The 16,296-nt window shown below is 41.9% G+C and carries 15 protein-coding genes; 11 read left to right on the forward strand and 4 right to left on the reverse strand.

Annotated features, from left to right (window positions below):
- Nucleotides 1-81 precede the first annotated feature (81 nt).
- The 3 genes from CYL18_RS16115 to CYL18_RS16125 all read left to right on the forward strand — a co-directional run bounded on the left by CYL18_RS16115 (nt 82) and on the right by CYL18_RS16125 (nt 3,368).
- Nucleotides 82-1,878 carry a glycoside hydrolase family 3 protein gene (locus CYL18_RS16115; RefSeq protein WP_104850536.1) on the forward strand — a complete coding sequence of 599 codons (1,797 nt, stop codon included), beginning with the start codon at nt 82-84 and terminating at the stop codon, nt 1,876-1,878.
- A gap of 146 nt (nt 1,879-2,024) precedes the next feature.
- Nucleotides 2,025-2,732 carry a GntR family transcriptional regulator gene (locus CYL18_RS16120; RefSeq protein ID WP_161497155.1) on the forward strand — a complete coding sequence of 236 codons (708 nt, stop codon included), beginning with the start codon at nt 2,025-2,027 and terminating at the stop codon, nt 2,730-2,732.
- A 186-nt stretch (nt 2,733-2,918) separates the two neighbouring features.
- A complete protein-coding gene (locus CYL18_RS16125; RefSeq protein WP_104850538.1) occupies nt 2,919-3,368 on the forward strand; it encodes an NUDIX domain-containing protein in 450 nt (149 codons plus the stop codon).
- A gap of 72 nt (nt 3,369-3,440) precedes the next feature.
- On the opposite strand, the gene CYL18_RS16130 is transcribed toward CYL18_RS16125, so the two are convergent.
- Nucleotides 3,441-4,019, reverse strand: a complete 579-nt coding sequence (locus CYL18_RS16130; RefSeq protein WP_104850539.1) for a hypothetical protein — start codon at nt 4,017-4,019, stop codon at nt 3,441-3,443.
- 286 nt (nt 4,020-4,305) lie between these two features.
- Between CYL18_RS16130 and CYL18_RS16135 the strand changes: the two genes are divergently transcribed.
- Genes CYL18_RS16135 through CYL18_RS16145 form a run of 3 tightly spaced genes read left to right on the forward strand, consistent with a single transcriptional unit; the run spans nt 4,306 to nt 6,630 of the window.
- Entirely contained in the window at nt 4,306-5,490 is a 1,185-nt protein-coding gene (locus CYL18_RS16135; RefSeq protein WP_104850540.1) for an MFS transporter, read from the forward strand.
- 17 nt (nt 5,491-5,507) lie between these two features.
- Nucleotides 5,508-6,404 (forward strand): MerR family transcriptional regulator, encoded by an 897-nt coding sequence (locus CYL18_RS16140; RefSeq protein WP_330847606.1) that lies wholly within the window; start codon nt 5,508-5,510, stop codon nt 6,402-6,404.
- Between the two features lie 43 nt (nt 6,405-6,447).
- Nucleotides 6,448-6,630 (forward strand): hypothetical protein, encoded by a 183-nt coding sequence (locus CYL18_RS16145; protein ID WP_104850541.1) that lies wholly within the window; start codon nt 6,448-6,450, stop codon nt 6,628-6,630.
- 44 nt (nt 6,631-6,674) lie between these two features.
- On the opposite strand, the gene CYL18_RS16150 is transcribed toward CYL18_RS16145, so the two are convergent.
- A complete protein-coding gene (locus CYL18_RS16150; RefSeq protein ID WP_104850542.1) occupies nt 6,675-8,129 on the reverse strand; it encodes a catalase in 1,455 nt (484 codons plus the stop codon).
- A 159-nt stretch (nt 8,130-8,288) separates the two neighbouring features.
- Complete coding sequence (locus tag CYL18_RS16155) at nt 8,289-9,161, reverse strand: TetR/AcrR family transcriptional regulator (protein WP_104850543.1); 873 nt, start codon at nt 9,159-9,161, stop codon at nt 8,289-8,291.
- A gap of 158 nt (nt 9,162-9,319) precedes the next feature.
- Here CYL18_RS16155 and CYL18_RS16160 point away from each other — a divergent pair, with 158 nt between their 5' ends.
- From CYL18_RS16160 to CYL18_RS16170, 3 genes are all read left to right on the forward strand, one after another.
- Nucleotides 9,320-10,804, forward strand: coding sequence for a DHA2 family efflux MFS transporter permease subunit (locus CYL18_RS16160; RefSeq protein ID WP_104850544.1), 1,485 nt, complete (start codon nt 9,320-9,322; stop codon nt 10,802-10,804).
- Nucleotides 10,805-11,021: 217 nt separating this feature from the next.
- On the forward strand, nt 11,022-11,555 hold the full coding sequence (locus tag CYL18_RS16165; RefSeq protein WP_104850545.1) for an NADPH-dependent FMN reductase: 534 nt from the start codon (nt 11,022-11,024) through the stop codon (nt 11,553-11,555).
- A gap of 139 nt (nt 11,556-11,694) precedes the next feature.
- The gene (locus CYL18_RS16170; protein ID WP_104850546.1) at nt 11,695-13,086 is read left to right on the forward strand and encodes a hypothetical protein; all 1,392 of its coding nucleotides are present in this window, start codon (nt 11,695-11,697) and stop codon (nt 13,084-13,086) included.
- Nucleotides 13,087-13,150: 64 nt separating this feature from the next.
- On the opposite strand, the gene CYL18_RS16175 is transcribed toward CYL18_RS16170, so the two are convergent.
- Nucleotides 13,151-13,774, reverse strand: coding sequence for an HAD family hydrolase (locus CYL18_RS16175; protein ID WP_104850547.1), 624 nt, complete (start codon nt 13,772-13,774; stop codon nt 13,151-13,153).
- 568 nt (nt 13,775-14,342) lie between these two features.
- Between CYL18_RS16175 and CYL18_RS16180 the strand changes: the two genes are divergently transcribed.
- Nucleotides 14,343-15,098 carry an SAF domain-containing protein gene (locus CYL18_RS16180; RefSeq protein ID WP_104850548.1) on the forward strand — a complete coding sequence of 252 codons (756 nt, stop codon included), beginning with the start codon at nt 14,343-14,345 and terminating at the stop codon, nt 15,096-15,098.
- Nucleotides 15,099-15,135: 37 nt separating this feature from the next.
- Entirely contained in the window at nt 15,136-16,293 is a 1,158-nt protein-coding gene (locus CYL18_RS16185) for an AAA family ATPase (protein ID WP_104850549.1), read from the forward strand.
- Nucleotides 16,294-16,296 lie beyond the last annotated feature (3 nt).

The following is a 16,296-nucleotide window of genomic DNA, read 5'->3' on the forward strand; positions in this document are numbered from 1 at the left end:
CATCAAATATAAACAGTTGACCTGAATAATGCATTCGTATTACTCAGGTCATTCCGAATTTTTATTGTGGAGGTTCCAATAATGATAGAGTTAAAGGAAAGAACAACAACGGTAGATTTAAAAGCAAAACCGTTTAATTTATCAGATGAAGCGATTAAATGGGTGGAAGAAACCATTGCGAATATGACAATTGAAGAGAAAATTGGTCAGTTATTCGTAAACATGGGAGCTAGCCGTGATGAAGAGTATCTAAAAGGTATGTTAAACACATATCATATTGGTGCGGTTCGTTACAACCCAGCTACAGCTGAACAAGTATATGACCAAAACAAAATCTTACAAGAAAACAGCAAGATTCCTCTATTGATCGCTGCAAACACAGAATGCGGCGGGAATGGTGCTTGCATAGATGGGACATATGTAGGATCTCAAGTGAAAATTGGTGCTACAAATGATCCGAAGTATGCGTATGAAATGGGCCGAGTTTCAGGAGAAGAGGCGGCTGCTATCGGATGTAACTGGAGTTTCGCACCAGTTGTTGATATCGATATGAACTGGAGAAACCCAGTCATTTCCTCTCGTTGCTACTCAAATAAAGCAGAGCAAGTATTAGAATTCTCTTTAGAATATATGAGAGGGATTATGGAAAGCGGTATTGCACCAGCTGCAAAGCACTTCCCTGGAGATGGTGTAGATGAGCGTGACCATCATTTATCATTTGCCCCAAATACATTAACAGTAGAAGACTGGGATAACACATTCGGAAAAGTTTATGGCGGCTTAATCGAAGCGGGACTACCTTCTATCATGTCAGGACATATCGCTTTACCGGAATATGTACGCCACTTTAAACCAGATGCGACAGTAGAAGAGTTAGCTATGCCATCAAGCTTAAGCGGCATCGTACTGCAAAACCTGTTAAGAGATAAATTAAACTTCAATGGTGTAATCGTAACAGATGCTTCTCACATGGTAGCGATGACATCTGCAATGAAGCGCAGTGACATGCTTCCTACAGCGATTGCTGCTGGCTGTGACTTATTCTTATTCTTCAATGATCCAGAAGAAGACTTCAACTGGATGATGGAAGGATATAAAAACGGTATCATCACAGAGCAAAGATTGGAAGAGGCATTAACTCGTATCTTAGGATTGAAAGCTTCTTTAGGCTTGCATGCAAAAGCTAAGACTGAAATTTTACAACCAAAAGAAGAAGCAATGGCTAAATTAGGAACAGACGCAAATAAAGCCGTTGCACCAGAGATTTCAGATAAAGCGATCACATTGGTGAAAAATAAGCAAGAATTATTACCGATTAGCCCTGAAAAGCATAAGCGAGTATTGCTTGTTGAAGTAAAAGGACCGGAATCTGCTTATGGTAAAATCATGGCTGCTATGACAAGCGGCAAGAAAAAGCCAATCGAATTAATGAAAGAAAAGCTTGAAAAAGAAGGCTTTGAAGTTGAAATCTTTGAATCTGCAATCGATAAGATTGTAAAACTTCCACCACAAGAAATGATGGCTGCGGTAATGAACGTATATGCTCAAAAACGTCCAATCGCTGACCTAACAGATAATTACGATGTAATCATCAATATAGCAGATGTGGCGCCAAGCACTGACCAACGTATCCAATGGAATCCTTCAAAAGGAACGCCGGATATCCCGTTCTATGTAAATGAGGTACCAACCATCTTTATTTCTTTACAATGTCCATTCCACTTAGCAGATGTCCCGCAAGTGAAGACATATATCAATGCGTATGATAATCATGAACATACATTGTCTGCGATCGTTGAAAAATTGTTAGGACGTTCAGAATTCAAGGGTGTAAGTCCAGTTGATGCATATTGCGGATTCATTGATACGCAAATGTAATTTTAATGTAGCTTCCTTATACGATTTGGGTGCTTAAAAAACATAAGGATTTAAGAAGATAGTTAGGTTTTGGGTTAACTATCTTCTTTCCTTATATGATGTTTAATGGAGAGTACATAGTCGTTCTAATAGGAGTGAGATCAATTATGTTGGAAATGTCAGCAAGGTTACCTGGGGAGAATAATATTAACTTTACGTATAGAGCAATCAGAGAGGGAATCCTATCGTTAGAATTAAAACCAGGTCAACTATTAAATGTAGGGGAACTATCTGAGGCTTTGAAAGTCTCGAGTACACCAATCAAAAATGCTCTATGGAAACTGCAGCAAGAACATCTTGTCGATTTAATTCCCCAAGTAGGATCATATGTATCAAAAATCGATTTAGAGTTAGTTGAGGAAGCGGCTGGTATGTGGTTCGACCTCGAAAAGGAATGTTTGAAATCAGCATGTCATGAATTTCCGAAAGATAACCTTAATCAGTTAAAAAGAAATCTGAATTTTCAAGAGATGCTATTGGACCAGCAATCCAACTTTCCAAATCCAAAAGAATTCATTAGAGAATTCTGCAAGCTGGATGAAGAGTTCCATTCCATTATCTTTGATGGTCTTCGAAGAAATACGACATGGAAAGCCATTTCGTATATGGCTTCAGACTATCATCGGCTGATTATGCGCCATCAGGTTAAAGAAAATGTCAAACAGATGATAGCAGAGCATAGGGATATTATTTCGATTATTGAAAAGAGAGAGCGCGAGCAAGTGGAAACGGTTCTCAGAGACCACATTTTCAGGCCAATGGAAGACTGGGGAACTGGTCATAAAATGGATATTTCGGAGTTTGCACTTACTTGAGATTGGTCTGCTGATAAAGAATGAGATAGAAGCCTCCCGAAAGCTGATTGAGCTATTAGGAGGTTTTTTATTTTGGGCAGAGGTCGGTCTTTGAACTTTATAATGTATAGGCTATTTTCAATTAATCAAATATCATTATATAGTAAAGAATGATAATAAACCCTACAAGTACGAGGAGGGCCCATATTGGCTAAAGAAGTTTCTTTAATGAAGGATCCTATTCATATTAGATGCGGGATGATTATTGAAAAAGAAGATAAAATTCTGCTGCAAAGAAGTCCGGGTGATAATCATTGGAGTTTACCTGGCGGAATGATGCAGATAGGTGAAAAATATAAGGATGCTGCTATTCGCGGTGTATTAGAGGAGACCGCTTTAACGGTAGAAGAGCCTGAATTCTTTGGGATTCTGTCAGGAAGAGACTGTTTTGTGACGAATAAATTCGGAGATAAGGCCTTCAATCTTCAGGTTGTATTTTTGTCCAGGGAATTTACCGGCAAGGTCAAAATTTTGGATGAATGTAATCGAGAGCATCGATTCTATAAGCGGACAACCCTTCCAAGGAATCTTAACCCCCAGCAGAAACAATTCATTCATGCCTGGAAAGAGAATATTCCATATCCCGTTATTAACTAAACGGAGGGCATGCGTAAAAAGGACTCTCCTCTTGTTCGCTTTACAAGAAGGGAGTCCTTTTTAGCTTGCTTTTTAAGACTTTACACTATGTTCATTAATCTCTTTCATAATTTCATCTAAATCATTAATCATGACCTTCAAATCCTCTTGATGCCTCAAGGCGGCCAATCGCAGGGAGGAGAGGAATAGAGGATATAGATATGTACTAATAATGGCTTCCATGCATTCATGCAGGTTAGAGGCTTCATCAGGAGCGATGACCGCGATAGTTGTAATTAAAAAATCAAGCTCTGTTTCGGTTGAATAGCCAAGTTCAAAAATCTTGTAACCGGCATCAAGCTCAGCCAGTTCAGCAACCTTCTCCATTTCTTCCAATAAGTAATCAATATCGACGCTTAAGTAAAGGGGTGCTTCAGGAAGAAAGTTAAATTCTGCGACCATAACCACGTAGTCTTCCCCATTCTCATCTTGCCACTTCGGATAGATGAGCGGGTAGATGCCTGGAAACGGAAAGTCCGTTAATTCCCCGAATTTAAAGACTGTATCCTTTACTTTCTTTCCATAGGATAATAAATCCCCATAGCTGATTTCCTTCGCGAGCTCCATGCTGATCAAATTCTCTTTACCAACTTTCACGAGCGGTTTCTTCAATATTTGACATCTCCTTATATGGAAGTATGGATGGTTCTCTTATCCCTTCAATTATTCGTGAGTTTGGTGGGATTCTCAATGACTAATTTTCGACAAATTACAACTTTAGGTGCCTTTTTGTGTCTAAATATGCGGCAGGAAAGCAGGTTTTCATAAAGAATCAAATGATGGGAAGAGGAGATCTGAGATTTTTGTTAATTTGAATATCTTCGCTGCTCCTTGACTCTACCCCGAGGGTAGACTTTATAGTTATTTATAGAGAGTTCATGACAGAGGAGAGACATCTATGCAGAAAAAGAACAACTTTACGTTAGCCCTGTTACTAATGAATTTGTTCATTGCTTTCTTAGGAATCGGGCTGGTTATTCCCGTTACCCCGACGATCATGAATGAGCTGAATTTATCTGGTTCAGTTGTAGGTTATATGGTGGCAGCCTTTGCATTTATGCAGCTTATTGTGTCACCGATTGCCGGTAAATGGACAGACCAGTTTGGCCGTAAGCGAATGATCTTGATTGGGTTATTCATTTTCAGTTTTTCAGAGTTATTATTCGGGCTTGGCCGACATGTGGGCGTCCTGTTCCTTTCACGTATTTTAGGAGGAGTCAGCGCAGCCTTTATTATGCCGGCGATTACAGCCTTTATTGCAGATATAACGACATTAAGGGAGCGTCCGAAAGCACTTGGATATATGTCAGCGGCGATTACGACAGGGTTCGTTATCGGTCCTGGAATTGGCGGCTTTTTAGCTGAGCTCGGAACGCGGGTGCCGTTTTTCTTTGCGGCTGGCTTTGGACTTTTAGCGGCGGTTCTATCTATGATTACGCTTAAGGAGCCAGCTCGTAATCCAGAGAATATAGAGAAGACTGTGGCTGGACATCCAAAAGGATGGAAGCGTGTTTTAATCCCAATGTATTTCATTGCCTTTATGATTATTTTGATTTCTTCATTTGGATTAGCCGCGTTTGAATCCTTATTCTCATTATTTGCCGATCATAAATTTGGTTTCACCCCTCAGGATATAGCCATCATGATAACGGGCGGTGCACTTATTGGCGCGGTTGCGCAAGTAGGTCTCTTTGACCGTCTGACGAGATGGCTTGGCGAGATTGGTTTGATTCGGTACAGCCTCGTACTTTCAACGGTTCTCTTATTCCTTGTGACAATTGTTGAGTCCTATGCGATGACGTTGCTGGTTACATGGACGGTATTCATCGGATTTGACTTGATTCGTCCTGCTTTGACAACGTATTTGTCCAAAATTGCGGGGAGTGAACAAGGATTTGTCGGAGGTATGAATTCCATGTTCACGAGCATCGGGAATGTGTTTGGTCCAATCATCGGGGGATACCTGTTTGATATAAACCTGAATTACCCATTCTATTTCGCTATTGTCATCCTGGCTATTGGAATTGGCATGACCCTGGTTTGGAAAAAGCCGGCTCATTTAAAGGAAGAAGCTATACAATAATAAGAATGGAAGAGCACATGCTTAAAAAGTCTAAGCATGTGCTTTTTGTCTATTATAATAAAAGAAAGGAAGTGATAGGCTTGAAGGAAACATTGTATACAATCGGGGAGATGGCGAAGCTCGCCAATGTCTCCATAAAGGCGCTTCGTTATTATGATAAGATTGATTTGTTTAAGCCAGCTTATGTGGATTCTGATACGAATTACCGTTACTATAAGGATTCTCAGCTTTCTCAGCTTGACCTTATTAAATCCCTGAAATATATCGGGACTCCGCTTGAAGAGGTGAAAAAGGCCCGTGAGATGAGTCCGAGCGGGTTGCTGGATTTTATTACTGACCAGGAGAAGCTCATTCAAATGCAGATGGACAATTTAATGAAGGTTCAGCAAAATATCGAAACAGTAAAGAAGCGAATGGAACGACGTTTGCAAACACCTTCCTTAAGAGAAGTATTTCTTTGGGAAGAGGAAGAGACAACAATCATTGAGATGGCTGCTCATAATTTGAAGCCCAATAATCTAACAAATGCATCCTACAGCATGCTGAAGAAGGCTGTAGAGCCGATTAGCGGGTTTTTAAATACTGGGTTTGGAGCAATCTTTCCTTACGAAAAGTACATACATATCGAGGACATTTATTATGATAAAATTTTTGCGCCGGTCTTGAGTAATCAAATGATTTCCTCCCTTCCTGCAGACATGGAGGCAGAGAAAATCCATGCCGGGACTTATGTATATATCGCGGATGTTTATCACCCGGAGAGATATATTTGTAACTATCACAAGCTGATGAAATTTATTGAGGACAATCAGATGACAGTCACTAGTGATGTGTATGAATTATTTGGAGCCCTATCTTACTCCCCGGATCAGCAAGAGGAATTAATCATTGAACTAAAGGTAAGGGTTTCTTGAACATAGGCAGGCCATAGTAAGCATAGAATTAAGAGGTTATTTAATGAAAGTATATAAACTTAGACGGCCGTTTCATGAGTTTAAAAAAGGGACGGAGTTTTACTTGATAGCCCAATCTGAATTCATTGGCGTAAAGGAGTTTACGTTAAGAACAAAGGATTTACATCATACGGTTTTCGTTAATGAACGTGAGTTTCTCCGATATTTCAGGCAGATAAACGCTTGATTGGATGTTGAGACCGCCTGGTATTTATACCAGGCGGTCTTGTTTTATCCCTTATACTCAATTCCTAAGCCAGTAGCAATTGCCATGGCCAAATCAGCATCTGCTTGACCGAAATTATGAAGCACACGATCAAGAATATCCATGCGATGTTCCTTCACTGGATTCAAGTCATGAACCAGATTTTTGATCAAGGCTTCTTTTGTCTCAGGGCTATAAGAGCGGTAAATACGTCCTGCCTGAGCGAATGGGCAAGTTTTTTCAATTGCATGGCGCAGAGCTTCATTGCCGGCTAATGGCTGAGGAATCTCTGCATATTCTTTTTGCTCTTTAGGAGTATCCTCATGGCTGTTTGGCTCAAAATTGATAGGGTGTGTCTGCTGTTTAAATGGCATGTAGCTGTCACGCTGGTTGTTGTGCACTGGAACATGCGGCGCGTTAATTGACAATTGCAAGTAGTTTGGTCCGATACGGTGACGTTGGGAGTCAGAGTATGCGAATAGACGTCCTTGTAAGAGCTTATCTTCAGAAGGCAGCATGCCAGGAACCAAAACACCAGGATTGAACCCGACTGATTCTGTTTCAGCAAATACATTCTCAACGTTTTTGTTCAAGGTCATTTCGCCGAATTTTACATATGGGAAATCCTCTTCAGGCCAATCCTTTGTTGCATCTAGCGGGAAGTAGTCATAATTGTCAATATCCTTAGGGTCAAGGAACTGTGCACATACATCCCAAACCGGATATTCCCCGTTTTCAATGGCGGTATAAGTGTCGCGAGTCGCATGGTTAAAATCATTCGCCTGGATTTTTTCTGCTTCCTCCATGCTTAAGTTGACGATACCTTGGTGCGGGACGAAGCGGATTTTCACATAGGTTGTTTTGCCATCTGCATTAATCCATTTATAGGCATGGACGCTTGACCCTCTCATGGTCCGGTAAGAGGCAGGGATTCCTTCATCCGTGAAGAGGTGAATCAGCATATTTGTTGCCTCTGGTGTCAATGACATGAAGTCCCAATAACGGACAGGGTCCTGCATATTGGTGCGTGGGTCTGGTTTCAAGGAATGGATAACATCCGGGAACTTGATGGCATCTCGAATAAAGAATACTGGCAGGTTATTGCCTACAAAGTCATAGTTTCCTTCTTCCGTGTAGAACTTAACAGCAAAACCCCTAGGATCGCGCAAGGTTTCAGGAGAATGAAGTCCATGGATAACGGTTGATAATCTGGCGAACACGGGAGTCTCTTGACCAACATTTTGCAAGAAATGAGCACAGGTATAGTCCTTCATGCTTTTGGTTACGGTGAAGACACCGTGTGCACCGAATCCGCGCGCATGGACAACCCGCTCAGGCACCCGTTCACGGTTGAAGTGAGCTAATTTTTCAACTAACTGATAATCTTCCAAAAGGATGGGACCATGGGCTCCTGCTGTCCGCGAATTCTGGTTGTCGGCAATGGGGGCACCTTGGTTTGTAGTTAATTTCTTTTCATTCATGTTGTTTAGCCTCCTTTTGTATAGTTCATTAGTCCTATTCCCGCTTTATATGTGAAAATAAACACAAAGATATAAGGAAGGTAAATCCATGGGACATAGCCATAAAAAACGCTATCAAAAGGTAAGGTCACCTTACTTGATAGCGTTTTCTTTCCTTAATTATATGGTTTTTAAAAAATACCAAATCATATTCGTGAAGGTGGCTGCTTGCATTTCAAGCGGTGTCTGCGCGAATGTGAGCTGTAAAGGCTTTAGTAGGGGCTGAATGACACATTTTCGTATGCGTTCTTGCTTAAGCTCTGACACAATCGCTGAGAGGAGGTCCTGCTGTTCTTCTGTGAGTCCGCCTTGGCTCTCGAGATATTCGGCTGTCTCCAAAATAGAGTTGAGCGTGATATCCTTCCGGTCGATATTGCTCTGAAGGAAATGGATGGAGGATTGGTCAATCAATGCTTTATCCCCATTGAGCATGCTCGGATAGATGAGCTCAATGTGGGAGAGAAGAACATCGACAATCCGCTCAACGGAATAGGGCATATGGGACACTCGTACTGTGAACATGACATATTGCATCATGCCGAAGAAAAGAATCGCACATTCAAGCGCATGTTCGCGGATATCCTCTCCATATATATCAATAAAGCGGTGGGAAAGCCATTCGATTTCATGAAATCGGTGATGCAGGACGAGCTTCTTATGCTCGGGCTCATTTGAGCTCATAATGGCCTCAAACACAGAGTGCAGATTCCGTTCCTCATTTAGCTTCATAAGGATGGAGATTTGCTCAATGAAAATTTGCCGATCCTTTGGATCCTTGCCCATCTGCATTTCTAACCGCATCTGGCTGGCATCGTAGCGCAGACCCTCTAGAATCTCTGCTATGCAATCATTCTTCGATGAAAAGTAATTATAGAAGGTTCCTTTAGATATTTTGGCTAATTCAATAATTTCCTGTATGGATGTTTGCTGAATTCCTTTTTCAACAAATAGCTTTAAAGCGACGTCTGCAACATGTCTTTTTCGTTTATTCATAAGCCCTCCGATAGTCAATCTATGGGTTAATTATAAGATTTTTCTATACGATTCACAATATTTTTGAACCATTAGTATAAAACACTTGATGTTTTTATACAACTTGTATAAAATCATTTAGTAAATAAATTTAGAAAAGAAGAAGAGGGACCGTATACATGAATACAGCTTTACAAGCGAAGAAGCCACCATATATGATGATTGTCATATTATTTGTTGGCGCATTCGTTTCGTTTTTAAATAACTCGTTGCTAAATGTCGCGCTGCCTTCCATTATGGTGGATTTAAAAATTTCTGATTATTCCACTGTGCAGTGGCTCGCAACAGGATATATGCTAGTGAGCGGGGTATTGATTCCTGCCTCAGCATTTCTGATTACCCGTTTTTCTAATAGAAGTCTTTATATCACATCTATGCTGATATTTACGCTTGGTACAGCGATGGCTGCTTTTGCGCCAAACTTTGCTGTCCTGTTGACAGGGCGGATGGTTCAAGCGGCCGGTGCAGCTGTCATGGGACCGCTCCTTATGAATGTCATGCTGATTAGCTTTCCGCGTGAGAAACGCGGTACAGCGATGGGAATCTTTGGCCTTGTGATGATTACGGCACCAGCGATTGGGCCGACTCTATCCGGCTATATCGTTGAATATTTTGATTGGCGCCTTCTCTTCATGATGATTCTGCCTCTTGCTGTAATAAGCTTATTGCTGTCAGTTTGGAAGCTTGAGAATGTCATGGAAACTGATAAGAATGCCTCCATTGATTACTTGTCCATTATCCTATCTACGTTTGGATTTGGGGGCTTGTTATATGGGGTGAGTTCAGGAAGCTCTCAAGGCTGGACCAATCCGGTTATCCTAACAGCATTAATCGTCGGCGGTATTTCCTTGATTGCCTTCGTTACACGTCAATTAAAGTTGGAGAAGCCGTTATTGGATTTGCGTGTCTACAAATATCCGATGTTCGCCTTGGCTTCTGTCATCGCCATCGTGAATGCGGTCGCGATGTTCTCCGGGATGATTTTAACCCCGGCCTATGTCCAAAATGTTCGTGGAATTTCACCACTTGATTCAGGATTATTGATGCTGCCTGGAGCGATTATTATGGGGATTATGTCGCCGATTACAGGCAGATTATTTGATAAGTTTGGACCGCGCATTTTAGCGTTGACAGGTCTTTCTATCACAGCGATTTCCACTTATTTGTTATCTGATTTGCAAATTGATTCGACTTATATGTATATCGTCTTGATATACACCTTGCGTATGTTTGGGATGTCCATGGTTATGATGCCAATTATGACAAATGGGCTGAACCAATTGCCAACTCGCCTGAATCCGCATGGAACGGCTGTTAACAACACGGCCCAGCAGGTATCCGGCTCAATCGGAACGGCTGTCCTTGTCACTATTATGAACTCTGTGACAGCTTCAGAGGCAGAAAGCTTAATGAAGGGAATGGATCCTGCAGCATTGACGGAGCAATCAACAGCGCTTCTTGGCCAGCAAGCCTTGCTTGCAGGTATCCAATACTCCTTCCTAGTGGTGTTGGTAATCAATATTATCGCGATTGTTCTTGCGCTCTTCCTAAAACGAGTGGATGTTCGCGGATATTCTGCCGTAGCAGAGCAAAAAGCTAGCTAAATAGTTTTTAGAGCCATCTCTTTGTACGAGATGGCTCTTTTTTTTGAGGGAGGAATCAAACAAGCTCACACAAAATAGATTATTAGAGCCAAGACTCCTGAAAAAGCAGATGTTTTGACTTCTAAGCAAATCCTATGATAGATTATCTCTACTTTGAGATTTTTGGTTTAAGGGTAATTTAATCAATCGATTGATTAAGATAAAAGGAGAAGATCAAATGAAAATTGGTATTATTTTGGGCAGCACAAGAGACGGACGGGTAAGCCCGCAAGTAGGAGCATGGGTAAAGGAAATCGGAGATAAGCGCGGCGATGCTGCATACGAAATCATCGATATCGCTGATTACAAGCTTCCTTTATTGGGAGAAGTGAATGGAGATGCCTCTGGAGCGGCTGCTTGGGCTGAAGCAGTCAATAGCTGTGATGGCTTCGTCTTCATCGTTCAAGAGTACAATCACTCCATCACTGGAGCTTTGAAAAACGCACTTGATTACCTGCGAGTGGAATGGAATAATAAAGCAGCTGGTATCGTGAGCTACGGTTCTGTAGGCGGAGCGCGTGCTGCAGAGCATTTGCGCGGCATTCTCGGCGAGCTGCTAGTGGCGGATGTGCGTGTTCATCCAGCCTTATCTTTATTCACTGATTTTGAAAACTTTTCAGTGTTCAAACCAGCGGAAGTTCAAACGAACTCAGTCAATGAGATGCTTGATCAATTGATTCCTTGGTCCGGAGCGCTTAAAACAATTCGCTAATTTAATGGAAGGCAGAATGTGCTTGAGTACATTCTGCCTTTTTCATGCCTCCATACAGAAAGAACCAAAATAGGCCATCTTCATATTGTATTAGTAAGCATTTGGTCAAATGCCTATTTTAGCAGAGGAGGCATTTTTTATGGGGGTAGAACTGGCTCTAATTCACTGGATTTACGTGTTGTTCATTGGTGGAATTATTTTGTTGATGGCGCTGCGCAGGGATACGTCGCTGCTTTGTATTGTTGGAGTGTTTATAATCGCCATTATCTCAACGGAGAGCTTGACTAACTCGGTGAGCGGCGTGTTTAATAGTTTTATTTATGCAATTGGGGAGCTGTTGCCCACCATTTTGATCATTTGTATCATTGTATCCTTAAGCAAGGTGCTGACGGATACGGGAATCAACGATGTGATGGTCTACCCGTTCACGAAAATGATGAAAACGCCCGCCTTGTCATTTTGGACAATTGGCATCATCATGATGGTTTCCTCCTGGTTTTTCTGGCCATCCCCTGGGGTGGCGCTGCTTGGAGCGGTTTTGCTTCCGGCGGCGCTTCGGGTAGGACTTCCAGGATTAGGGGTAGCGATGGCCATGAATTTATTTGGCCATGGCATCGCGTTATCAGGAGATTATGTCATCCAGGCGGCACCGAAGCTGACGGCAGATGCAGCCGGTCTTCCGGTTGGTGATGTCATAGAAGCGAGCATTCCGCTTGTTATCACGATGGGACTTGTGACGACGATAACGGCATTCTACTTCTTGCGAAGAGACATGAAAAGAGGGACGCTTAAACCTGAGCTTCCCGTCGTGCCAGAAGCTGAGGGTGAGAAAGCAGTGCTTTTGTCCTCGAGGCAGAAGAAATGGTTTGCTGTGCTTGTTCCGTTGCTATTCTTAGTTGATGTGGCGGCCATGGCAGCCTTTGATTTGCAGGGAGGAGATGCGACCTCTCTTATTGGCGGGACGGCAATCGTCATCTTGATCGTACTCACCTTATTTGCGCATAAATCAAAGGGATTGGAGGAGACGACCTCCTATTTAATTAAAGGTTTTCAATTCGGCTTTAAGGTGTTCGGTCCGGTCATTCCGATTGCGGCTTTCTTCTATTTAGGGGATGCCGGGTTTGCTGCTATACTTGGTGATCAGGCATTGCCGAAGGGGTCTGCCGGAATTGTCAATGATCTCGGTACCGCGCTTGCAGGCGCCATACCAATAACGAAAGAGATTGCGGCGATAACGGTGACAGGGGTCGGTGCCATCACCGGTCTTGATGGCTCGGGGTTCTCAGGGATATCCTTAGTTGGCTCGGTAGCCCAGCTGTTTGAGCATTCCATTGAGTCGGGGGCTGCAACGCTTACCGCGCTTGGCCAAATCGCTGCTATTTGGGTCGGAGGCGGGACATTGGTGCCATGGGCGCTAATTCCAGCGGCGGCCATCTGTAATGTCAGCCCGTTTGAACTCGCACGCCGCAATTTAGTGCCGGTGCTCATCGGGCTTGCTGTGACCACTATTGTAGCGATGTTTATCATATAAGAAGAGCAGTGGACCTAACATCCACTGCTTTTTTGCTTTGGGGTGAAAACAATGACGTGAGGCATTACAAAGTAAAGTCAGCCATCGTTTCAATGTAATTGGTAGAGAGAGGTCTCAAATCTGCATTGTTATACGCATAAAAGCCGATTTCGTTTACCTCTGCGGCTTCCAGATCATTGATGGAATCCCCTATTAAAATGGTTTCTGTCTTAAGATAGCTATTCTCTTTCATAACCTGCTTAACCAGTTCGTTTTTATGAGTCGGTGAACCGTGAATCGACTTGAAATATTGCGCGATATTTAATTGCTCGCATAAATACTTCAATTCCTGCTCATCTGCTCCAGAAACGATATGGAAATTAAAATTTTCTTGGTTATCCCGAATGAACTGTACAACTTCTGCAATCAAATGCTCTGGGTTATTCAGTTCTTCCTTCACTATTTCAGAGAATCTATTGGCATAACGCATGATTTCTATATCCTCAATAGGAGTACCCAACACATCTTCAAAGAAATACTTGATTTTCACATAGCGGGATAAGCCGCCGTTTAGGTTATGAAAATCTAATAGTGGTTTTACCGTTTCAGCATCATACTCGTCGAAAATCTTCCTGAATCCTGCTGTTTTAATGGGCATTGAATCGATAATAACGCCATCAAAATCAAATAGAATATTTTTGATCATCATGTTGTCTCCTTTAAGTCTCAATTTTTTCATACTACCATATTGTTTATCTGAAAAAAAGAAGGTGTTGAATTCGGCGTTTACAGGAAGGAGTATTACTTATAGTAGTGAAAATTGTTTAATTATGTGGCATTATGACGAATTATGCCAATGGCGGCAAGGGGTCCATAGAGCTATAAAGAGGATGTGTGGACAGTTTTACAAATGGATATGCATAACCTCAAATAGATAAGTTACTAGAGATATCGTATGACGAATAGATATCTAAACCTTAAATAAACATTCTTTTATAAGTCTATAATCATAATTTTATTCTCAATAAATAGATAGATAAGGCTAGTTTACTAAGCTGAACATTGGTTTTTCTATAAATAACAGGGAGTTTTATCATGAATATTAGCAATTTCTTTTAGAAAGGTGAAGTACAAAAGAAAAATGAGTCGAAACTACTGATTTTGTGTATTTTTATGGTATGGGTTGCAATTCATGACAAAAGTTTGAATAATTCGAAATATAAGGGAAATATTTGGGTATTTTTCTACCGCTGTATGAGAGGAGATGAAGGAGAAACATGCTTGAATCAAAGAGAAGAGCCATTATATTTTTACTATTATCTTTATCGCTAGCCATTATAGCCGGATTCCTAGTTTTACAGAAAGTGAAAGCAATGAATAATGATTTGGGAACGATGGTTCAAGTGTATGCGGCGAAAACAGATATTTCATCCAGACAGGAAATAATGCCGGATATGATTACGACGAAAGAGATTCCGCAGAAATATCTGGAGGAGTATCACATCACGAATGTCAGTGACCTGGAGAACAAGGTGGCCGTGGTCCCTTTGTCTGCAGGGGATGTCATTTCTAAGAATATTTTAAAACAATCCTCTGTCGTTATGGAGGAACACAATCGTTTAATCTCTGTCATGTCTGATGAGCGGGTCATCTTTGATGAATCGCTTGAAGCGCTCGATAGGGTCGATATTATCGTATCGGAGAAGTTCGGAGATAAACCACAAACCACCATCTTTATGGAAGATGTGAAGGTAGCGCGGATTGCGAAGAAGAGTGACAAATTCGCGGGAGTTCAATTGGAAGTCCCGCTTGAGAAAGCGCCTGAGTTAATACATATGCAGAATTATGCAGACAGTGTTCGAATCGTAAAATCGAACGTCGGACAGCCAGCTGAAGAGCTAGAAGCAGCCGAGGAAGAGACAAAAGAAGAAAAAACGGATGTGAAAGAAGCCGAAAAAGCTCCACCTAAAGAAGAGGAAAAGGAAGAATCAAAAGACAAGAAAGATGAATCAGAAGAAAAAAAAGAAGACTAAAAGGCTCATTTAAATAGAGATGACGGGGGAAAGCCAAATGAATCAAGATGTATCATTGCTTATCATCGGAGATGAAGATAATCCTCTTTATACTGGTATAGGAGAATTCCTTTCCAGCTATCCTAAATGGGAATTAGTATCGGCGAGCCGCATGGTTGAACAATTGGAGAAAGAGGAACACACCGATATTGCCATTGTGTTATACAGGCAAGAGGCGGCCATCATAGAGGTCATTCAAACGATTAAAAAAACGAGTCCAACAACCGCAGTTGTCTTTTTGCACCATGTGCAGGATTTCCAGCTAGCTCGGGAGATATTGCGGGCTGGAGCGATTGATTATCTTGTCATACCAGATGAAAAGGAACTGCTCTCAGATAGAATTGAGTTTCTTGGCAATATGGTGAAAGTACGCAACAAGCAAGGAGGGGCAGGTTCATCGGTGTTCTCGAAAGGGCGAGGAGAGGTCATCGCTTTTTATAGCGGGAAGGGCGGAAGCGGCACAACCTTAATAAGTTCCACTTTTGCTCAAACCTTAAAGCTAGATTCAACAGCGGAAGTCATTCTCATCGATTTAAACCTCCAATATGGAGGGGTAGAAACATATCTGGGAATCGAGGCTAACCGTTCATTGGTTGATCTAAAGCCAGTCATTCATGAGATTAGCGACAGCCATATCCGAAATGTAACCGAAAAGGAGCGTTTCTCAAAATTAGAGGTATTGCTCAGTCCGAGGGATGCTGAAATCGCGGAGGCAATCGATGAAGATTATATTAAGCGTCTCATCCGCGCCTGTAAGAGAAGTTTTGACTTCGTCATTCTGGATGTTCCTAGCCATATTGACATTACCTCCTTTGCGGCGATAGAAGAGGCAGATAAAATCTTCTATTGCATAACGCCGGATACACCTTCCATCCGAGTTTTCAAAGGCGTGGAGGAATTATTGAAGCGCTTAGGCATTCATTTAGACGAACGCCTCGAGATAGTTGTCAACCAGGCTGGCAAGGAGGCGGAACTTACCGGCAAAGACCTTGGCCGCTTTATCCAATATCCGTTTGCCATTGAAGTTAAAAAGGATGTTAAAGGAGTTCTTCATTCCGTCAATAAAAGTGAGCCAATCCGCAAAGAAGCCAAGGAGAAACGATTGTCCTTGGTCGCTAAGGATATCCAAAAATGGGTCAGCAGCCTGTTGAAGTAGCCA

The organism is Pradoshia eiseniae (assembly GCF_002946355.1).
Classification (GTDB): Bacteria; Bacillota; Bacilli; order Bacillales; family Pradoshiaceae; genus Pradoshia; species Pradoshia eiseniae.